Consider the following 20817-nt stretch of genomic DNA (forward strand, 5'->3'; position numbering starts at 1 on the left):
CCCTCCTGTTTAGCGACAGGTTGTAGCGGCTCCACCTCAAAGGAGCTTCACCATGATCAAACCAACACCCAACCCACCCGAAACCGACGCCACCTCCCCCTACGAATCCCTCGATTCAAAAAAGCTCCACGAAGCGGCCGATCGCGCCCTCGACCATTACCTCTGCTCCCCCGGCGCCACGCCCATTCAACGTAAAACCCGCTCGATGTACGCCGTCACCGCCGACTTCAAAAACGAGGAACTGCTGGCCGATGCCTGCGAAACCCTCGCCTCAGCCAGAACCATCGCCAATGACTTCGCCCACCTCATACCGGCGTCGCAGCGCAGGACGCTGCTGGGTATTGCGCAATTGATCATGCTTGGGGAACTGGCGGTGAATCGCGCGCTGGATAATCTGCAGTTGCCGGGCTGAGAAGTCAGACGAGAAACTGTGGCGAGGGAGCTCGCTCCCGCTCGGCTGCGCAGCAGCCGTAAACCCTGAACTCGCGGTATTTCTGAAAATTTGCAGTGACAGGATTTGGGTCTGCTGCGCAGCCCAGCGGGAGCAAGCTCCCTCGCCACAATGACTGCGGCAGGAGTCGAAGTTTCATTGGGTCAGGTGGGGAGCTGGCGGTGAATCGCGCGCTGAATGATCTGGAATTGCCGGGCCAAGAAGGCACGCAAGAACCTGTGGCGAGGGAGCTTGTCGAATCGTCGCACCGTCCCGCTCGGCTGCGCAGCAGTCGTACCTGAGCTCGCGGTATTTCTGAAAGATTGCAGTGACAAGCCTTGGGTCTGCTGCGCAGCCCATCGGGGATAAATCCCCTCACCACACAATGACCGCGGCAGGAGCCAAAATATCATTGGGTCAGGCATAAAAAACCGCCGCTCCGTTTGTTCGGGGCGGCGGTTTTTTTGATGACGGCAAACGTCAGGAATCACGCCGCAAATCGGGCGGAATCGGCAAATCGTCCTTGAGCGGATCCGGGCGTTTGCCCTTGCCGGCGCGGTACTGGCGGATCTGGTAGACGTAGGCCAGTACCTGGGCGACCGCCAGGTACAGGCCGCCGGGGATTTCCTGTTCAAGTTCGGTGGAGTAGTAGATCGAGCGCGCCAGCCCCGGCGACTCCAACAGCATGACGTTGTTGGCGACGGCGATTTCGCGGATCTTCAGCGCGAGGAAGTCACTGCCCTTGGCCAGCAACACCGGCGCGCCGCCCTTCTCCGAGTCGTACTTGAGCGCGACGGCGTAGTGGGTCGGGTTGGTGATGACCACGTCGGCGTCGGGAATCGCCGCCATCATCCGCCGCTGCGACATCTCGCGCTGGGTCTGGCGGATGCGCTGCTTGACCTCCGGCCGGCCTTCCTGATCCTTGTGCTCGTCGCGCACTTCCTGCTTGGTCATCAGCAGTTTCTTGTGCGCTTCCCAGAGCTGCACCGGGACATCGACGGCGGCGATGATGATCAGGCCGCAGGCCAGCCATAATGTGCTCCAGCCGACCAGCGTGACGCTGTGAATGATCGCCATCTCGAGCGGCTCATGAGCGATACGCAACAAATCGTCGACATCGGATGACAACACCACCAGCGCCACAGACAAGGTGATCAGAAACTTCGCCAGTGCCTTGAGCAGTTCGACCACCGCCTTGAACGAAAACATCCGTTTCAGACCCGAGGCCGGGTTCATCCGGCTGAACTTGGGCGCCATGGAGCCGGCCGCAAACAGCCAGCCACCGAGGGAGATCGGCCCGATCAACGCCGCCAGCAACAGGGTGATCATGATCGGCTGGATTGCCAGCAGCGCCATCTGGCCCGACTGCAACAGAAACCTGCCCATGGCCCCCTGATCCATGATCACTTCGCGCGAGAGGGTGAAGTTCAGGCGCATCAGCTCCATCAGGTCTTCGGCCAGCATGCCGCCGAACACCAGCAGCGCACCGGCACCCGCCATCATCACGGCGAGGGTGTTGAGCTCTTTGGAGCGGGCAATCTCGCCCTTCTCCCGGGAGTCCTTTTTCCGTTTGTCCGTGGGGTCTTCTGTTTTGTCCTGACCGCTTTCGCTCTCAGCCATGACTCAGCGCGCCCGTGCCAGTTCGCGTAACAGCTGCAAGGCCTCGCTGGCCAGCGGCTGATACTGATTGAGGATGTCCGCCAACCCGACCCAGACGATGAACAGGCCCAGCACCAGGGTCAGCGGGAAACCGATGGAGAAGATGTTCAGTTGCGGCGCGGCGCGGGTCATCACGCCGAATGCGATGTTGATCACCAACAGCGCGGTGACCGCCGGCAGCACCAGCAACAACGCGGCCCCCAGCACCCAGCCGAGCTTGCCGGCCAGCTCCCAGTACTGCGCCGTCATCAACCCGCCGCCAACCGGCAGCGTGGTGAAACTCTCGGTGAGCACTTCGAAGACCACCAGGTGGCCGTTCATCGATAGGAACAGCAAGGTCACCAGCATGGTGAAGAACTGCCCGATCACCGCCACCGAGACGCCGTTGGCCGGGTCAACCATCGAGGCGAAGCCCATGCCCATCTGGATCGCGACAATCTGCCCGGCCACGGCGAACGCCTGAAAAAACAGTTGCAGGGAAAACCCCAGCACCGCACCGACCAGAATCTGCTCGGCAATCAGCAACCAGCCGCTGAGCGCAAGCGGACTGACCTCCGGCATCGGCGGCAACCCCGGGGCAATGCACACGGTGATGGCCACGGCGAAATACAGGCGTATCCGCCGCGACACCAGCGTGGTGCCGAACACCGGCATGACCATCAGCATCGAGGCAACGCGAAACAGTGGCAACATGAACGACGCCACCCAGGTACTGATCTGGGTGTCGGTCAGCTGAAGCAGCGACTGCATGGCTTAGCCGATGACCATCGGAATGTTTTTGTACAACTGAATGATGTATTCCATGAACGTCTGCACGATCCACGGGCCGGCGACGATCAGCGTCACCAGCATCACCAGCAGACGCGGCAGGAAGCTCAGGGTCTGTTCGTTGATCTGCGTCGCCGCCTGAAACATCGCCACCAGCAAACCGACCAACAGGCTCGGCACCACCAGGATCGCGACCATCAAGGTGGTCAGCCACAGCGCTTCACGAAAGATATCGACCGCGACTTCCGGCGTCATGGCGAGACACCTCCGAAACTGCTGGCCAGGGTGCCGATAATCAGCGCCCAGCCATCCACCAGTACGAACAGCATGATCTTGAACGGCAGCGAAATGATCAGCGGCGAGAGCATCATCATCCCCATCGCCATCAGCACACTGGCCACGACCAGGTCGATGATCAGGAACGGGATGAAGATCATGAAACCGATCTGGAACGCAGTCTTCAGTTCGGAAGTGACGAACGCCGGCACCAGGATGGTCAGCGGCGCCTGATCCGGGGTGGCAATGTCAGTGCGCTTGGACAGACGCATGAACAGCTCCAGATCGCTGGTGCGGGTCTGGGCGAGCATGAAGTCCTTGATCGGCACCTGGGCTTTTTCCACCGCTTGCTGGGCGGTGAGTTTTTCCGCCAGATACGGCTGCAGCGCATCGTTGTTCACCCGGTCGAACACCGGGGCCATGATGAACATGGTGAGGAACAGCGCCATGCCGGTAAGGATCTGGTTCGACGGCGTCTGCTGCAGGCCGAGGGCCTGACGCAGGATCGAGAAGACGATGATGATCCGGGTGAAACTGGTCATCAGAATCACGGCCGCCGGAATGAAGCTCAGGGCGGTCATGATCAGCAGAATCTGCAGGCTGACCGAATACTCCTGCGCGCCGTCGGCGTTGGTGCCCAGCGTGATCGCCGGAATCGACAACGGGTCGGCGGCGAATGCCAGCGGCGCGGCCAGCATCAGGGACAGCGTCAAGACGATGCGTAGCGCACCCATTACTTCTTATCCTTCTGATCCTTGCCAAGAATCTTCAGCAGATGCTGGGCAAATTCCGGGGTCGCTTTTTCGCTGCTGCTCGGCACTTGCACCGGCTCCTTGAGCACGTGCAGCGCGGTGATGGTGCCAGGACTGAGGCCCAACAGAATCTGCTCGTTGCCGACCTGCACCAGCATCAACCGGTCACGCGGGCCGAGCGCGCGGGAGCCGATCAGCTCGATCACCTGGCCCTTGCCCGCCGGCCCCGACTGTTGCACCCGGCGCAGCAGCCAGGCGAGGAAGAAGATCAACCCCAGCACCAGCAACAGGCCGAACACCAGTTGCGTCAGTTGCCCGGCCACGCCGCTGTTGACCATCGGCGCGGTGGCAGCAGGCACGGTCGTCGCCGTCGACGGCTCAGCGGCCAGCACGCTCAATGGCAATGCCAGCAATGCCCAGAGAAACCGTTTCACTCAGCGCAGCTTCTTGATGCGTTCGCTTGGGCTGATCACGTCGGTCAGGCGGATGCCGAACTTCTCGTTGACCACCACCACTTCGCCGTGCGCGATCAGGGTGCCGTTGACCAGTACGTCCAGCGGCTCGCCGGCCAGACGATCCAGCTCGATCACCGAACCCTGGTTCAGTTGCAGCAGGTTGCGGATGTTGATGTCGGTGCTGCCCACTTCCATCGAGATCGACACCGGGATGTCGAGGATCACGTCCAGGTTCGGACCGTCCAGGGTCACCGGATCGTTGTTCTTCGGCACGCTGCCGAACTCTTCCATCGGCAGACGGTTGGAGCTTGCGGCGCCAGCGTCGGCGGCCAGCAGCGCGTCGATGTCAGCCTGGCTGCCATCACCGGTCTCTTCCAGGGCCGCAGCCCATTCGTCGGCCAGTGCCTGATCGTCCTGGGCGTTCATTTCGTCGTTCATCATGTGTCCTCGGCGGGCAACAATTCAGTTAAATGCGTGGGGGTGAGAGTGGCGTTTCAGCGCCGCTCGATCGGCTCGATAACCTGCAACGCGAGGTTGCCTTTGTGCGAGCCCATCTTGACCTTGAAGGCCGGTACGCCGTTGGCGCGCATGATCATGTCTTCCGGCATCTCCACCGGGATCACATCCCCCGGCTGCATGTGCAGGATGTCGCGCAGCTTCAACTGGCGGCGGGCCACGGTGGCGCCGATCGGCACGTCGACATCGAGCACGTCCTGACGCAGGGCGTTGACCCAGCGCTCGTCCTGATCGTCGAGGTCCGACTGGAAACCGGCGTCGAGCATTTCGCGTACCGGCTCGATCATCGAGTAAGGCATGGTCACGTGCAGGTCACCGCCACCGCCATCGAGTTCGATGTGGAAGGTGGAGACCACGATCGCTTCGCTCGGGCCGACGATGTTGGCCATGGCCGGGTTCACTTCCGAGTTGATGTACTCGAAATTGACTTCCATGATCGCCTGCCAGGCTTCCTTCAGATCGACGAACGCCTGCTCCAGCACCATGCGCACCACACGCAGTTCGGTCGGGGTGAATTCACGCCCCTCGATCTTGGCGTGACGGCCGTCGCCGCCGAAGAAGTTGTCCACCAGCTTGAACACCAGTTTGGCGTCGAGGATGAACAGCGCGGTGCCGCGCAACGGTTTGATCTTGACCAGGTTGAGGCTGGTCGGCACGTACAGCGAGTGCACGTATTCGCCGAACTTCATCACCTGCACGCCACCGACGGCAACGTCGGCCGAGCGGCGCAGCATGTTGAACATGCTGATGCGGGTGTAACGGGCAAAACGCTCGTTGATCATTTCCAGAGTCGGCATGCGTCCACGGACGATGCGATCCTGGCTGGTCAGGTCGTAGCTTTTGACACTGCCGGGTTCGGCAGCGTTATCGGTCTGTACCAGACCATCGTCGACGCCATGCAACAGCGCGTCGATTTCATCCTGGGACAGCAGATCCTGCACGGCCATGTCGTGTTCCTACTGCAGTACGAAATTAGTGAAAAGCAACTGTTCGATCACCACTTTGCCCAGCTCTTTCTGCGCCACTTCCTGGACGCTGGCGGTAGCCTTCTGGCGCAACATCTCCTGGCCGACCGGGGTCGCCAGCGTGGCGAAATCCTGACCGGAGAAGAGCATCACCAGGTTGTTGCGGATCACCGGCATGTGCACTTTGAGCGCGTCCAGATCGGCCTGGTTACGCGCCAGCATGGTGATGCTCACCTGCATGTAGCGCTGACGGCCGTTCTGGTTGTAGTTGGCGACAAACGCCGGCGCCATCGGCTCGAAAATCGCCGGTTGCTTGCCGACCGGAGTGGCCTCGGCCGCTGCGGCAGGCTTGCTCTGAGCGCTGTGCATGAAGTACCAGGTCGCGCCCACGGACACACCGATCGCCAGCAGCAGAGCCACCACGATCAGGATGATCATCTTGAGTTTGCCTTTGGTCGCGGGGTCTTTTACAGCTGCTGCTTCGCTCTTCGCCATGCCAATAATCCGTCACTAATCGGGTTTTCACAGTCGCACGGCAAGGCAAGAGCAAGTGTTATGCCAGAAGTGTCGGAGCTTTGGAGGAGTGGGAGTATGAATCGATGCAAGCCCTGTGGGAGCTGGCTTGCCAGCGATAGCGATTTGTCTGACACATTGGTTTTGAATGTGCCGCCGCCATCGCTGGCAAGCCAGCTCCCACAGGTTTTTGGGGATACTTTGAATCAGGCGTAATAGTCGACGGCGCTGCTGCCAATGACACTGGTGGTTTGCGCAGCAGCTTCCGCCACTGCCGCTGGCGTCAGCTCTTCCTCCGCCGAATCCAGACGACCGCCAGCAGCGCTGGTGCGTCCGCTCTGGCCCTGCTGCGCCTGTTCCTGACCTTGCTGACCCTGCCAGCCACGGCTCTGGTCGGAGACATTGACGTCGACCTGGCCCATTCCCTGCTGGGTAAACATGTCACGCAGGCGATGCATCTGCCCGTCCAGCGCTTCACGCACGCTTGGATGCGCGCTCATGAACGTCACCTGGGTCTGCTGATCGGGAACCATGTTCACCCGAATATCCAGACGCCCGAGTTCCGCCGGTTGCAATTGAATATCCGCCGCCTTCAGGTTGGCGCTGGACAGGTACATGACGCGATTGACGATTTCTTCGGTCCAGCCGCTCTGGTGCATGGCGATCGGCTGATTCACCGGTACGGCGTTCGCGGTTTTCGGGGTGGCCGCCTGAGTCAGCGCCGCCAGACGGTTGGCGAAATCATCGACCCGGGTGTCGCTGGTGGCCGCTTTCAGATCTTTCAGGCCATCGTCGATCAGACCACTGAAGGCTTTCTCGCCGCTCTGACTGGTGCTGTCCTTGTCGCCCTGCACATCGAGCATGCTGGCCATGCCGGCGGCGAAGTTCTGCGCCGCAGTCAATTCACCGTCGGCCTGGGTCTGGGCCGGCGTAGCTTTGGCTTGTGTCTGGCTGCTGGCGGAAATGTGTCCGCCCTGCTCCATCGCCATGCGCACCGCCGGCAGCGAGTCAAGCGGATCGGCCGCCGGGTCGAAAGCGCTGTCGGTCGATGCCGCCGGATCTTTGACCACGGCTGGCGCGACGGTTGCGGCCACGACCGGTGTTTCAGCCTTGACCGGCTCCGGTGTTGCAGCGACTGGCGCTGCCACCACTGGCGCGGTCACCAGCGGTTGCACGGTTTGCGCCAGTGCCGGATCCAGTGCCGGATCCACCGGAGGGGTGTCCGCCACTGGCGTCTGCGCGCTGTCCGCGGCAGCATCGGCGGCGGCCTTGTCAGCGGCTGCCTGATCATCGGAGGTTGTCGGTGCAGTCTTGTCGGCAGGCAATGCGTTGCCGCTATCGGCAACGGTCTGTTGCGTGGCGGCAGATTTATCCTTGCTGAAATCCTTCTTGTCGCTGTTGTCGGCCACCTTGTCGCGCGCCGGCTTCACCGAATTGTCAGCGCTCGCAAGGGGCTTCTTCGGGCCTTGATCAGCGTACACCTGAGCGAAGCTTGAGGCCTTGTCCCCGGTGTCTGCGGCCATGACCGGCGCTTTCGCGGCGGCAGCTTGCGCCTTGGCCTGGGCGGCAGATTGAAGAAGAACATTGGGGGTCGCAGGCATGACACGGTCTCCGCTGCACTGGGATCGTAGGTACAGTTGACGGGGATTATTGCAAGTGTCGGGCCAGTTTTGTCCGGCGCTTGCGAAAAGCGTCGGACGGCAGGACTCAATGCGTCAGGGCGTGCTGGCGTTCGTCTTCGTAGATCGGGCGGACATCGGCGAATTCGCTGCTGATATCGGCCACCAGTTTGACGATTTCCGCAGGGCTTTTGCCTTTGGCATCCGCCTCCAGCTCCTGACAGAGCGTCGCCAGTCGCACGGCGCCCATGTTGCTGGCGCTGCCCTTGAAACTATGGGCGACCTCGGCCAACACCTTGGCGTCGGCGGTCTTTTGCAATTGATGCAAGCGACTTTCAGAATCGGTCAGGAAGGTATCCAGCAAATCCGGATAGCTGTCTTCCATCACTTCGCGCAACGCATCGAGTACTTCGCGATCCACATGTTGGTCAGTCACTTGTTCACTCCTTGATCAAGAATCGGCGGATTATGCCTTAACCTCCCAGAAAAACTCTACGCAAGCACTGCGACCTTCGTCCGACCAACTGGCGTTATGCCCCAATTGCCGGATCAAACTGACGCCGCGCCCCGACAAACGGACATCGTCCAGCGGCCGCTCCATCACGCGCGCCACGTCAAAACCCTTGCCGCTGTCTTCGACGCGAATGACCAGGCAGCCTCCGGCACCTTGCGGTTTCACTTGCAGATGCACGCGCACGTAACCGTCCTGCAAGGCCTCGAGGCGCGCATTTCGCTGCTGGTAATAGCTGGCGAACCCGGCGGCATCACGTTTGAGGCTGGAATCGAGACCCAGCACGCCATGTTCCAGCGCATTGGAATACAACTCGGCGAGCACGCTGTAGATCGCCCCGCCCTGGGTGCGCAAACTGTGTACTTCCTGCAACAACTGCAGCAGATACGGCAAGGGATTGAAACGTTTTAGCGTAGCCCCGCGAAACTCGAAGCTTACCGACCAGTCCAGCGGGCACGATTGGCCACTGTCGGAATATACCGGCGTCGACGGCACTACCTGCGCTGCTTCCAGCAGGCTGATCTCGACCATGCTCACATCGTCGCGGGGCTCGCCGCGAAATGCGTGCAAGGCCTGCTCAATCTCGGCGAACAGGTTGTCCGGCTCGCGATTGGCGGCGAACAGTTGCTGCAAACGCTCGACACCAAACAGCCGGTCCTCGGCGTCAGTGGTATCGATCACGCCATCTGACAGCAGGAACACTCGATCCCCGACCGCCATGGCCTGCACTTCAGTGCGATCGTCAAACGCTTGCGGGCTGAGCACCCCCAACGGCAAATGGCGCGCCGCCAGCGGCAACCGTTCGCCCGTGGCGATACGGTGCAGATAACCGTCGGGCATGCCGCCGTTCCACACCTCCACCGTGCGGCGCTGAAAGCTCAGGCAAAGCATGGTCGCGCAGCAGAACATGTCCACCGGCAGGATGCGCTTGAGCTTGGCGTTCATCTCGCGCAGGGTTTCCGCCAGACCGTAGCCCTTGGCGGTCATGCCGTAAAACACTTCGGCCAGCGGCATCGCCCCCACCGCCGCCGGCAAGCCGTGACCGGTGAAATCACCCAGCAGCACATGCATGTCGCCGGCCGGGGTGTAGGCCGCCAGCAGCAGGTCGCCGTTGAACAACGCATAGGGTGATTGCAGGTAGCGAATATTCGGCGCGCTCAGGCAACCCGAATGCGCGACCTTGTCGAAAACGGCTTTGGCCACGCGCTGTTCATTAAGCAGGTAATCGTGATGCTTGGCGATCAGGTCGCGCTGCTGCAGCACCGTGGCCTGCAAGCGGCGCAAGCGATCCATCGCCTTGATTTTGGCGGCGAGGATCACCTGGTTGTAGGGCTTCGCCAGAAAGTCGTCGCCACCCGCCTCCAGACACCGGGCCAGCGCTTCGCTCTCGGTCAGCGAGGTCAGGAAGATGATCGGCACCAGGGTCTCCCCCGCCAGCGCTTTGATCTGCCGCGCCGCTTCGAAGCCGTCCATCACCGGCATCATCGCGTCCATCAGCACCAGATGCGGTGGCTGACGCCGAAATACCTCCAGCGCTTCGGCGCCATTGGCGGCGGTCAGCACTTCATGGCCCTGGCGGCGGACGATGGTCGACAGCAGCAGACGGTCGGCGGCGCTGTCTTCGGCGATCAGGATGGTCAGCGGCTCTTGCGCCTGCATGGCCGTCAACTGATGTCGAACAGTTTGTCGAAGTTGGAGATGGCGAGGATCTTGCGCACGTCGGAGTTGCTGTTGATCACCCGCACGTCCGAGTCGTCGCCGCCGGCGTGATCGCGCAGCAGGAGCAGCATGCCCAGCGCGGAGCTGTCGAGGTAGGTGGCATCTTTCAGATCAACCACGATGGAGTCAGGTTTTCTGTTAAGGCGCTCATAGGACTCGCGAAATTCCTGATGGCGCCCAAAATCGAACCGCCCCCTGACCGAAATCGTCAGTTTTTGACCATCCGGAGAGACTTCTGTAACGACTGACATTGACTGGCTTCCTTGTCATTGACGAACGTGTACAAGGTTTAGCACCTGGACAGGGTTGGGGCAAGGTGCAGAGCAAAGTCAAAAGATCGCAGCGTGCCGCAGCTCCTGCAGGATCGGTGTAGGAGCTGCCGAAGGCTGCGATCTTTTGATCTGGTTTTAAAAAGGATCGTGCCGCGGCAAGCGCTGCGACAACTCGTCCAGCAGCTTCTGCTCGCGCTTGTCTTCGAGGCGTTGCGCCTCTTCGCGGTAGCGCTGCACCAGTTTGCGCAAGCCTTCGACCTTGGCGAATGCTTGCTGCCAAGCGTCGCGCGCCTTGATCAGGTTGTTCTGGTGCCAGACCAGGCTTTGCCGCTGCTGGTCGATCGCGGTGTCCAGTTGCGCGAGGAAGCCGTGATACCCCAGCAGCCATTGCCCGGAAACCCCGTCGCTGCCGCGCACGATCCACTGTTCCTGGTAATCCAGACGAAAGGCGTCGAGGTCGGCCAGTTTGCTTTCGGCCACTTTGACCTGGCCCTGAAAATAACCCAGGCGCTGCACGGCGGTTTTCTCGGCCTGTTCGGCCATCTCCACCACCGGTGCCAGACGCGCAGCTCGGCTCACGGCCATGGCCGGTTACCCGCCCGCCGCAGGCGCGAACAGGGTTTCGAGGTAAGCCTGGCTCTCGCCCATGTTGATCTTGTCGTTCAGCCCCTGGCGCTGGTAGCGGGTCAGTTGCGGTTGCAGCGAGATCGCCAGGTCGGTTTCACGGTCGCCACCGGCGACGTAAGCGCCGACGCTGATCAGGTCGCGGCTCTGCTGATAGCGCGACCACAGCTGCTTGAAGTACTGCGCGCGCTGCATGTGCTCCGCCGAAACCACGGCCGGCATCACTCGGCTGATCGACGCTTCGATGTCGATGGCCGGGTAGTGCCCTTCCTCGGCCAGACGCCGGGACAACACGATGTGGCCGTCGAGCACGCCCCGCGCCGAGTCGGCAATCGGATCCTGCTGGTCATCGCCTTCGGACAATACGGTGTAGAACGCGGTGATCGAACCCCCGCCCTTCTCCGCATTACCGGCGCGTTCCACCAGTTTCGGCAGTTTGGCGAACACCGAAGGCGGATAACCCTTGGTCGCTGGCGGCTCGCCAATGGCCAGGGCGATTTCCCGCTGGGCCTGGGCGAAACGGGTCAGCGAATCCATCAGCAACAGGACGTTCTTGCCCTTGTCGCGAAAATACTCGGCAATGCGCGTGCAGTACATCGCCGCGCGCAGACGCATCAGCGGCGCGTCGTCCGCAGGGGACGCCACCACCACGGAACGCTTGAGGCCTTCTTCACCGAGGATGTGCTCGATGAACTCTTTAACTTCTCGACCCCGCTCACCGATCAGGCCAACGACGATAATGTCGGCCTCGGTGAAGCGGGTCATCATGCCCAGCAGCACCGATTTACCGACACCGGTACCGGCGAACAGACCCAGACGCTGACCGCGCCCGACCGTGAGCAAACCGTTGATGCAACGGATCCCGACGTCCAGCGGTTCGTGGATCGGGTCGCGGTTCAGCGGGTTGATGGTCGGGCCGTCCATTGGCACCCAGTCTTCAGCCTTCATTCCGCCCTTGCCGTCCAGCGCGCGTCCGGCGCCGTCGAGTACGCGACCGAGCATGCTCATGCCCATCGGCAGGCGACCGGTTTCGGCCAGCGGCACCACACGGGCGCCCGGGGCGATACCGGCGACGCTGCCGACCGGCATCAGAAAGACTTTGCTGCCGGAAAAACCCATGACTTCCGCTTCCACCTGGGACGGGTGATAGCTGTCGTCATTGATCACCAGGCAACGCGTGCCCATGGCGGCGCGCAGGCCTTCGGCTTCAAGCGTGAGGCCGACCATGCGCAGCAGGCGGCCTTCGAGAATCGGCGCGCCGGCGATTTCAGTGGCGTCGGCATAGGTGCTGAGGCGCTTGGCGAAACTGGTGCGTTCAAGGCGCATCGGGGGTGTCCGCGAGCGGCTCTTCAGGCGCAGCCGCCGATTGGCTTTCTTCAGGAATGTCCAGGCTCAGATCGGGCGCCGCCGGGTGCAGGGCCTGTTCATGCAACTGGTCGAACAGTTTGGCCATGACCTGGGTCACGCGGGTCTCGATGCTGGCGTCGATGCGGCTGTGCTCGGTTTCAACCCGGCACCCGCCCGGCAGCAACGTGTCGTCTTCAACGATGCGCCAGGTTTCTTCGTGACGCTCGCGCAAGGCCTTGGCCTGCTCGAAGTCCTGCGGATTGACGTACAGACGCACGTTGTCCACGCCCAACGGCAGCAGCTTGAGCGCGTCACGCATGACGTGTTCGATCTGGCTGGAATCGATGGCCAGCTCGCGCTTGATCACCTGTCTGGTGATGTGTTGCACGAGGTCGACCAGCGACTTTTCGATCTGAGTGTCCTGCTCGGCAATCGGCTCGAACAGGTGGGTCATCAGTTGTTCGAGGCTGGCGAGTTTCGCCGCCAGAGCCACTTCGGCTTCCTGACGCACCTTCAGCGTGGCGCTGTGAAACCCTTCTTTCTCGCCGATGCCGAAGCCCTCGTTATAAGCCTCCTGACGGATGCTTTCGAGTTCTTCCAGGGTCAGTGGCTGGACTTCTTCCAGCGGCACTTCTTCCATTTCCGGCGGTTCGGGCTCCGGTTCCGGCTCGGGTTCCGGTTTCGGCGGATCGAAGCTGGGCAGCGCCCAGGATTCGAAACCACGAACATCGCGGGCGCGGATCAGATCCGTCACTGACTCGTCATGCTTGTCCATGGGCTTAGATCATTTCCTCGCCGCCCTTGCCACCGAGCACGATCTCGCCGGCCTCGGCCATGCGACGGGCAATGGTGAGGATTTCCTTCTGCGCGGTTTCCACGTCGCTGACGCGCACCGGGCCTTTTGCTTCGAGGTCGTCGCGCAACAGTTCGGCCGCACGCTTGGACATGTTCTTGAAGATCTTCTCTTTGACGCCTTCGTCCGAACCCTTGAGGGCCAGTACCAGTACGTCGGAGGACACTTCGCGCAACAGCGCCTGGATGCCACGGTCGTCGACGTCGGCCAGGTTGTTGAACACGAACATGAGGTCTTCGATCTGACCGGACAGGTCTTCGTCGACTTCGCGGATCGAGTCCATGAGCTGGCCTTCGATCGAGCTGTCGAGGAAGTTCATGATGTCCGCCGCCCGCTTGATGCCACCCAGGGTGGTGCGCGAGGCATTCGAGTTGCCGGAGAACTGCTTCTCGAGAATCTGGTTCAGCTCTTTCAACGCAGCCGGTTGCACGGTGTTCAACGACGACACGCGCAGGATGATGTCCAGACGCACCTTGTGGTCGAAGTTGCCGAGCACTTCACCGGCCTGATCCGGATCGAGGTAAGCCACCACGATGGCCTGGATCTGCGGGTGTTCGTAGCGGATCACGTCGGCAACCGCGCGCGGCTCCATCCATTTCAGGCTGTCGAGGCCGCTGGTGTTGCCACCGAGCAGAATGCGGTCGATCAGGCCGTTGGCCTTGTCTTCACCCAGCGCCTGGGTGAGCATTTTGCGCACGTAGTCGTCGGAGCCGACGCCGAGGCTGGTCTGGTCGCCGACGATGTCGACGAACTCGCTCATGACCTGCTCGACCTGCTCGCGATGGACGTTGCCCATCTGGGCCATGGCCACACCCACCCGCTGAACCTCTTTGGGGCCCATGTGGCGCAGCACTTGCGCGGCATCGGTCGAACCCAGGGACAGCAGCAGAATCGCGGCTTTGTCGACCTTGTTCAGTTTGACGGTTGCGGCTCGGTTATCACTCATCTGCGTTAATCCACTCTTTCACGACCTGAGCCACGCGACCCGGATCCTCGGCCACCAAGCTCTTGATTGCATTCAGTTGTGCGTCGTAACCCTCGCTCGGGCTAGGCAACAGAATGCTCTGCGGACCACCGAGGCTCACGCGGTCGTTGGCCAGGTCGCCGTCCAGGCCGCCCATGCCACCGAGTTCCACGTCGCTGCCCAGACCGGCCAGCTCCTTGCCTTTGCCGCCGCCGGTGATGTTGTTCAACACCGGACGCAGCACACCAAACACCAGCACCAGGATGAACAACACACCCAGCACTTGTTTGACGATGTCCCAGAACCATGGCTGGGAGTAGAACGGAATATCGGCGACCACTTCACCGCGCTCGGCGGAGAACGGCATGTTGATCACGCTGACGCTGTCGCCACGGCTGGCGTCGAAGCCGACCGCGTCCTGCACCAGACGGGTGAAGCGCGCCAATTCGTCGGCGCTCCACGGCGCGCGGGTGGTTTCACCGTTGGCCGCATTGACCTTGACCTGATCGTCGACCACCACCGACACCGACAGACGATTCAGGCGACCCTGCTGCTGTTTGGTGTGGCTGATGGAACGGTCGAGCTCGAAGTTCTTGGTGGATTGTTGACGCTTGTCGGCCGGATACGGCGCGAGCATCGGCTGGCCGGTGGCCGGGTCCATGATCTGCTGACCATTGGCATCGACCAGTGGCTGACCTGGCTGAATCATGCCGGTAGAGCCTTGCGCGCCACCGGTGGTTTGCGGTGCCGACGCCGGCGCCGGCGGCTGGTTGCTCAGGGCGCCCGGCACACCTTGGGGGCCATTGCTGGCGGTGCGTTGTTCGTTGACCGACTGCTCGCTGCGCAACGCCGGCTGGTCCGGGTTGAACTGCTCGGCGGTGGATTCGACGGCACTGAAATCAATGTCGGCCGAGACTTCAGCCTTGTAGCGATCGTTGCCCAGTACCGGCTGCAGAATGTTGTGCACGCGCTGGGTGAGCATGCTTTCCATGCGACGGCTGTAATCGAACTGCTTGCCGGCCATGGTCATTTCGGAGTTTTCCGCCTGATCGGAGAGCAGGTTGCCCTTCTGATCGACGACGGTGATCTGCGATTTGCTCAGCTCGGGAACGGAGGTCGCCACCAGGTTGATGATCGCCACCACCTGACTCGGCTCCAGCGAACGCCCGGAGTACAACTCGACCAGCACCGAAGCGCTTGGCTTGCGTTCATCACGCACGAACACCGAGCTCTTCGGAATCGCCAGGTGCACGCGGGCGCCCTTGACGTTGTTCAGGCTGGAGATGGTGCGCGCCAGTTCGCCTTCGAGGCCGCGACGGTAACGCGTCGCTTCCATGAACTGGCTGGTGCCCAGACCCTGTTCCTTGTCGAGGATTTCGAAACCGATGTTGCCGTCGCTGGGAGTGACACCAGCGGCCGCGAGTTTCATCCGCGCACGGGACAGGTCGTCAGCCTTGACCAGCAAGGCGCCGGAGTTCGGCTCGACGGTGTAAGGGATGTCGGCGGAGGCCAGGGTGTCCATGACCTGCTTGGCGTCCATGCCGGCAAGGCTGCCGTACAACGGACGGTAATCCGGCTGCTGCGACCACAGCACCACGGCAAAGCCAATCGCCACGCTCGCAGCCAGGCCGACCAACAGGCCCACCTGACGCAGCATGGTCATCTCGGAGAGGTTTTCCAGGAAGGACAGGCCGAACAGCGGCGGTTTGCCGTCTATCGGGGTGGCCTTGGCCGGAACGTTATCGGCGACTGCTTCTGCCATGACTCAATCTCGTCCTTAAACCGGCATCTGCATGATGTCTTGATAAGCCTGAACCAGCTTGTTGCGCACCTGGGTCAGAGCCTGGAACGACACGCTGGCTTTCTGCGAGGCGATCATCACGTCCGTCAGATCGACGCCGCTCTTGCCGATTTCAAATGCGTTGGCCAACTGAGTCGACGCCTGCTGGGTATCGCTGACTTTGTTGATGGCCTGACCGAGCATGTCGGAAAAGCTGCTGCCTGCCAGTTCAGGGACGGCGGCAGTCGATTTCGGCGTGGCCATGGCGTCCATTTTCATGGCCTTCATGTCCATCATCAACCGATTGAATTCAATACCTTGGCTCATGGTCTACTCTCTTGGGCGGCCCGCAATTTTTTGACACTCACTCGGCGGGTACACAGGTGTTAGCAACAAGGGTGCCAGCTCGGCGGACTATTTTATAAAAGCCCGTCCAGGCACCGCGAAATCACTGTGGGAGCGAGCTTGCTCGCGAAGAGGGAGAATCAGTCGACATTTTCGCAACTGCCCCACCGCTTTCGCGAGCAAGCTCGCTCCCACAATTGACTGCGACAACGTTCAGGTGGCGAACAGATAGCCTTCGACGTCCATCCCGGCATCACGCATCTGCGCCAGCTTGTAGCGCAGGGTACGCGGGCTGATACCGAGTTTTTCCGCGGCTTCCTTGCGTCGGCCACGCTCGGTGCGCAGGGTGTCGATGATCATCTGGAACTCCCGACGCCGCAGGTCATCGCCCAGTGCACCGGCGGATTCGGCCTCGACTTCAATCTCGCGCACCTGCGGTTGCAGCGGCGCGACGGCCGGCGCTGCGCTAAACGTCACCGCGCCGGTCAGACAGAAATCCTGCGGCTGGATCAAACCGCCCTGCTGCAGAATCAGCGCCCGTTGAATCGCGTTATCCAGCTCACGCACATTGCCCGGCCATGGGTAATGGGTCAGGCACGCTTGGGCGTCTGGCGAAAGTTTCGCCGCCGCATGCTTCATTTTATTGACGTGTTTGTTCAGCAACCGCTCGGCCAGCGGCAAGATATCGGCAGTGCGCTCGCGAAGTGGACGCCAGGCCAGGGGAAAAACCGACAGACGGTAAAAAAGGTCTTCACGGAAACGCCCCGCTGCCACTTCGCCGGCCAGATCACGGTTGGTGGTCGCGACTACGCGAATATCCAGGGTGATCGGCTTGCGCGCACCGACGCGCTCGACTTCACGCTCCTGCAGCACTCGCAGCAACTTGGCTTGCAGGCCCAGGGGCATTTCGGAAATTTCGTCGAGCAGAATGGTGCCGCCATCGGCCTGCTCGAACTTGCCGGCCTGCGCCGCGATGGCGCCGGTGAATGACCCCTTCTCGTGGCCGAACAGGGTGGCTTCGAGCATGTTGTCGGGGATCGCTGCGCAGTTGATCGCGATGAACGGCTGGCTGGCGCGGTGGGATTGCTGGTGAATGTAACGCGCCAGCACTTCCTTACCGGTACCGGACTCGCCGGAAATCAACACCGTGGAATCACTGCGTGCCACCCGCGCCGCCAGCTCGAGCAACTGCGCACTGGCCGGCTCGACCGCTACCGGGCCTTCACCCTCCGTTACACCGATGCTGCCCAGAGCATGCCGCGACACCAGGTCCAGCAGCGCCTTGGGCTCGAACGGCTTGACCAGGTAATCCGCCGCACCCTGGCGCATCGCATCCACCGCACGCTCGACCGCGCCGTGCGCAGTCATCAGCAGCACCGGCAATTGCGGCTGACGCGCACGCAGCAAACCGAGCAGTTGATGGCCGTCCATGCCAGGCATGTTGACGTCGCTGACCACCAGACTGAACGCTTCGCGCTCGACCGCCTGCAGCGCCTCTTCGGCACTGCCGACTGCATGGTAGTCGTGGCCCGCCAGCAACAGCGTATCGGCCAGCGCTTCGCGCAACGAGCGGTCATCCTCGACCAGCAAAACCTTGATGCCCATGACGTTTACTCAGCTCCCTGTACAGCGGAAAACAGCGGCAGGATCACCTGCGCGCACGTGCCACGCCCGACACGCGAACGCAGCTGCAATTCTCCCTGATGTGCCCGCGCCACTGCCTTGACCACGGTCAGGCCAAGCCCGGTGCCGGTCACTTTGGTGGTAAAAAACGGCTCGCCGAGACGCTCGAGCACCAGCGGCTCGATGCCGCTGCCGCTGTCGCTGACGCACAGGCGCAGGCTGTTGTCGCGGGTGTAGCAATGCACCTTCAGGCGCACGTTGCCATCGCTGGCCTGAATTGCGTTTTCGATCAGATTGAGAATCGCCCCGACCAGGGTGTCGCGGTTGCACAGCAATTCGCCGACATGACTGTCGCACTGCCAGCGGATTGGCAAATCCTGCACATGGGTCAGCGCCGCCGCTTGCAGCGACTGCATCAACGCATTCGGGGTGACCCGATCGGTCAGCGGCAGCTCGCCACGGGCGAACACCAGCATGTCGCGCACCTGATGCTCCAGTTCATGCAGGCGCTCTTTGAGACGACCGGCGAAGCGCTGCTGGGTGGCGACGGGCAGTTCCTGCTCGGTCAAATGACTGGCGTAAAGCAACGCGGCGGACAACGGCGTGCGGATCTGATGGGCCAGCGAGGCGACCATGCGCCCCAGCGACGACAGGCGCTCATGGCGCGCCAGTTGATCTTGAAGGTGGCGGGTTTCTGTCAGGTCGTTGAGCAGCACCAACTGGCCCGGCTCGGCATCCAGCGAGCGGGTGGCGATCGACAGGCGTCGACCGTTTTTCAGAGAGATTTCATGACCGTCGTCTTCACGCGGGGCAAAGCAACGCGCGATGACATGGCGCCACAACTCGCCTTCCAGCGGCAGCCCCAACAGATCGATCGCCGCCGGGTTGGCTTCGCGAACCATGCCGTGGCCGTCGATCACGATGACGCCACCGGGCAACAGATCAAGGAGGTTTTGCAGGCGATTGGCCAAGCGTTCTTTTTCGGCCAGCTCCTGCATGCGCTGGGCACTGACTACCGCCAGCTCACCCTTGAGCTCGGTGACCCGGGCTTCAAGCATGCTGTAGGAATCGGTCAACTGGCTGGACATCTGATTGAACAGTGCGAACGCCTGCTCAAGCCCCAGGCGACTCGCCTGCTCTACGGACGACGGTTGCCCCTCGGCATGGGAGGCAGATGACATCTGGGCGTGGGGCATTGTGTTCTCTCGCTTGGCTGACCGTCAGTTAAACGGAACGTTGCGAGGGCTGTAGCAATACCCGTGCCTAAAAAAAACTGCTTATAAATGAAGGCGTTGAAAAACAGGCGTCAATCATCCGCCTGTTCGTCACCTTCGCGCCGGCTCATGCCGTATTTGCGCATCTTCTCCACCAGCGTGGTGCGACGAATACGCAGGCGCTCGGCGGCACGCGCGACGATACCGTTGGCGTCATCCAGCGCCTGCTGGATCAGGCCCTGTTCCAGACCACCGAGGTAGTCCTTGAGGTCCAGGCCTTCCGGCGGCAGCATCGCGTTGGCGGTAAAGTCCGGCGTATGACCGTTGATCGCCACGCGCTCTTCGAGATCGCTGCGCAGGCTGTCGACCATCTGCTCGTCTTCGTCGTCGACGTAGCGGAATTTCTTCGGCAATTCGACCACGCCGATCACCCCGTAAGGATGCATGATCGCCATGCGCTCCACCAGGTTGGCCAGTTCGCGGACGTTGCCCGGCCAGCCGTGACGGCACAGCGACATGATCGCCGCCGAGTTGAAACGGATGGAACCACGCTTTTCGTGCTCCATGCGCGAGATCAGTTCGTTCATCAGCAGCGGGATGTCTTCGACGCGCTCACGCAGCGGCGCCATCTCGATCGGGAACACGTTCAGGCGATAGTAGAGGTCTTCGCGGAAGGTACCGATCTCGATCATGCTTTCGAGATTCTTGTGGGTCGCGGCAATGATGCGCACGTCGACGCTCTGGGTCTTGTTGCTGCCCACACGCTCGAAGGTGCGCTCCTGCAGCACGCGCAGCAATTTGACCTGCATCGGCAGCGGCATGTCGCCGATTTCATCGAGGAACAGCGTACCGCCGTTGGCCAGTTCGAAACGCCCGGCACGGCTGGTGATCGCGCCGGTGAAGGCGCCCTTCTCGTGGCCGAAAAGTTCGCTTTCCAGCAGCTCTGCCGGGATCGCCCCGCAGTTGACTGGCACGAACGGCGCGTCGCGACGCTTGGAGTGGTAATGCAGGTTGCGCGCAACCACTTCCTTGCCGGTGCCGGACTCGCCGAGGATCAGCACGCTGGCGTCGGTATCGGCCACTTGCTGCATCATCTGGCGGACGTGCTGAATCGCCCGACTGGTGCCGACCAGGCTGCGGAACAGGTTCGGCTCGCGATGACGGCCACGCTCGCGGGCCTGGTCGTACATCTCGCGATAGACCTGGGCACGGTGCAGGGAGTCGAGCAGTTTGCTGTAGCTGGGCGGCATTTCCAGGGTCGAAAGCACCCGGCGGCGCTGGTCTTCCGGCAGGTCGACGGAAGAATTATCGCCCATCAGCAAAACCGGAAGGAACTCATCCCACGTCGAGAGTGTCTTTAACAAGCCCAAAAGTGCACCCGGAGCATTTACCGTCCCGATCAGTACACAGATGACTTCACGACTCGATGACAAAGAGCCGACAGCCTGCTGCCAGTCATGGCTGCCGCAGGGTAAATTTTCTTCGCCGAGAAAATTTAAAATCACCGCCAGGTCGCGGCGGCGGACGCTATCGTCATCGATCAGCAGAATTTTGGTTTCACGCCACATGCAATAGCAACTTCCCTAGTCAACTCAATGCCCGAAAAATGGGG

Annotated in this window: 22 protein-coding genes; 1 reads left to right on the forward strand and 21 read right to left on the reverse strand. The window is 61.6% G+C overall.

Annotation, left to right across the window (positions count from 1 at the left end; all coding sequences use genetic code 11):
- Positions 1-52: 52 nt before the first annotated feature.
- On the forward strand, positions 53-412 hold the full coding sequence (locus ACU680_RS19030; protein WP_123589253.1) for a DUF6124 family protein: 360 nt from the start codon (positions 53-55) through the stop codon (positions 410-412).
- A gap of 498 nt (positions 413-910) precedes the next feature.
- On the opposite strand, the gene flhB is transcribed toward ACU680_RS19030, so the two are convergent.
- The 21 genes from flhB to ACU680_RS19135 all read right to left on the reverse strand — a co-directional run bounded on the left by flhB (position 911) and on the right by ACU680_RS19135 (position 20773).
- On the reverse strand, positions 911-2050 hold the full coding sequence (gene flhB / locus ACU680_RS19035) for a flagellar biosynthesis protein FlhB (protein WP_007966253.1): 1140 nt from the start codon (positions 2048-2050) through the stop codon (positions 911-913).
- A 3-nt stretch (positions 2051-2053) separates the two neighbouring features.
- A complete protein-coding gene (gene fliR, locus ACU680_RS19040; protein ID WP_007966251.1) occupies positions 2054-2839 on the reverse strand; it encodes a flagellar biosynthetic protein FliR in 786 nt (261 codons plus the stop codon).
- Positions 2840-2842: 3 nt separating this feature from the next.
- Positions 2843-3112, reverse strand: coding sequence for a flagellar biosynthesis protein FliQ (fliQ, locus tag ACU680_RS19045; protein WP_007920026.1), 270 nt, complete (start codon positions 3110-3112; stop codon positions 2843-2845).
- Positions 3109-3867 (reverse strand): flagellar type III secretion system pore protein FliP, encoded by a 759-nt coding sequence (gene fliP, locus ACU680_RS19050; protein ID WP_448180250.1) that lies wholly within the window; start codon positions 3865-3867, stop codon positions 3109-3111. The genes fliQ and fliP overlap by 4 nt, the downstream gene beginning before the upstream one ends.
- On the reverse strand, positions 3867-4319 hold the full coding sequence (gene fliO / locus ACU680_RS19055; protein ID WP_007966250.1) for a flagellar biosynthetic protein FliO: 453 nt from the start codon (positions 4317-4319) through the stop codon (positions 3867-3869). The genes fliP and fliO overlap by 1 nt, the downstream gene beginning before the upstream one ends.
- Complete coding sequence (gene fliN, locus ACU680_RS19060) at positions 4320-4778, reverse strand: flagellar motor switch protein FliN (protein WP_003222891.1); 459 nt, start codon at positions 4776-4778, stop codon at positions 4320-4322. It lies immediately after the preceding gene.
- A gap of 56 nt (positions 4779-4834) precedes the next feature.
- Positions 4835-5803, reverse strand: coding sequence for a flagellar motor switch protein FliM (gene fliM, locus ACU680_RS19065; RefSeq protein WP_003222890.1), 969 nt, complete (start codon positions 5801-5803; stop codon positions 4835-4837).
- Between the two features lie 9 nt (positions 5804-5812).
- Complete coding sequence (gene fliL, locus ACU680_RS19070) at positions 5813-6316, reverse strand: flagellar basal body-associated protein FliL (RefSeq protein WP_198759607.1); 504 nt, start codon at positions 6314-6316, stop codon at positions 5813-5815.
- Positions 6317-6540: 224 nt separating this feature from the next.
- Entirely contained in the window at positions 6541-7935 is a 1395-nt protein-coding gene (locus tag ACU680_RS19075) for a flagellar hook-length control protein FliK (protein WP_448180251.1), read from the reverse strand.
- Between the two features lie 106 nt (positions 7936-8041).
- Positions 8042-8389, reverse strand: a complete 348-nt coding sequence (locus ACU680_RS19080) for an Hpt domain-containing protein (protein WP_367083851.1) — start codon at positions 8387-8389, stop codon at positions 8042-8044.
- 30 nt (positions 8390-8419) lie between these two features.
- Entirely contained in the window at positions 8420-10123 is a 1704-nt protein-coding gene (locus tag ACU680_RS19085) for an ATP-binding SpoIIE family protein phosphatase (protein ID WP_448180252.1), read from the reverse strand.
- Positions 10124-10128: 5 nt separating this feature from the next.
- The gene (locus ACU680_RS19090; protein ID WP_007966243.1) at positions 10129-10434 is read right to left on the reverse strand and encodes an STAS domain-containing protein; all 306 of its coding nucleotides are present in this window, start codon (positions 10432-10434) and stop codon (positions 10129-10131) included.
- Positions 10435-10590: 156 nt separating this feature from the next.
- A complete protein-coding gene (gene fliJ, locus ACU680_RS19095) occupies positions 10591-11040 on the reverse strand; it encodes a flagellar export protein FliJ (protein ID WP_103483925.1) in 450 nt (149 codons plus the stop codon).
- A 6-nt stretch (positions 11041-11046) separates the two neighbouring features.
- Complete coding sequence (gene fliI, locus ACU680_RS19100; RefSeq protein ID WP_007966241.1) at positions 11047-12405, reverse strand: flagellar protein export ATPase FliI; 1359 nt, start codon at positions 12403-12405, stop codon at positions 11047-11049.
- Complete coding sequence (gene fliH / locus ACU680_RS19105; protein WP_448180253.1) at positions 12395-13201, reverse strand: flagellar assembly protein FliH; 807 nt, start codon at positions 13199-13201, stop codon at positions 12395-12397. Before fliH ends, fliI begins: the two co-directional genes overlap by 11 nt.
- Positions 13202-13205: 4 nt before the next feature.
- The gene (gene fliG / locus ACU680_RS19110; protein ID WP_007920042.1) at positions 13206-14225 is read right to left on the reverse strand and encodes a flagellar motor switch protein FliG; all 1020 of its coding nucleotides are present in this window, start codon (positions 14223-14225) and stop codon (positions 13206-13208) included.
- Positions 14218-16005 (reverse strand): flagellar basal-body MS-ring/collar protein FliF, encoded by a 1788-nt coding sequence (gene fliF, locus ACU680_RS19115; protein WP_448180254.1) that lies wholly within the window; start codon positions 16003-16005, stop codon positions 14218-14220. The genes fliG and fliF overlap by 8 nt, the downstream gene beginning before the upstream one ends.
- Before the next feature lie 15 nt (positions 16006-16020).
- The gene (fliE, locus tag ACU680_RS19120) at positions 16021-16350 is read right to left on the reverse strand and encodes a flagellar hook-basal body complex protein FliE (protein ID WP_003222869.1); all 330 of its coding nucleotides are present in this window, start codon (positions 16348-16350) and stop codon (positions 16021-16023) included.
- Between the two features lie 231 nt (positions 16351-16581).
- Positions 16582-17973, reverse strand: a complete 1392-nt coding sequence (locus ACU680_RS19125) for a sigma-54-dependent transcriptional regulator (RefSeq protein WP_448180255.1) — start codon at positions 17971-17973, stop codon at positions 16582-16584.
- A 5-nt stretch (positions 17974-17978) separates the two neighbouring features.
- Complete coding sequence (locus ACU680_RS19130; RefSeq protein ID WP_448180372.1) at positions 17979-19172, reverse strand: sensor histidine kinase; 1194 nt, start codon at positions 19170-19172, stop codon at positions 17979-17981.
- Between the two features lie 125 nt (positions 19173-19297).
- Positions 19298-20773, reverse strand: a complete 1476-nt coding sequence (locus ACU680_RS19135) for a sigma-54 dependent transcriptional regulator (RefSeq protein WP_003222863.1) — start codon at positions 20771-20773, stop codon at positions 19298-19300.
- Between the last annotated feature and the right edge of the window lie 44 nt (positions 20774-20817).

The sequence above is a fragment of the Pseudomonas sp. LF020 genome (assembly GCF_053456425.1).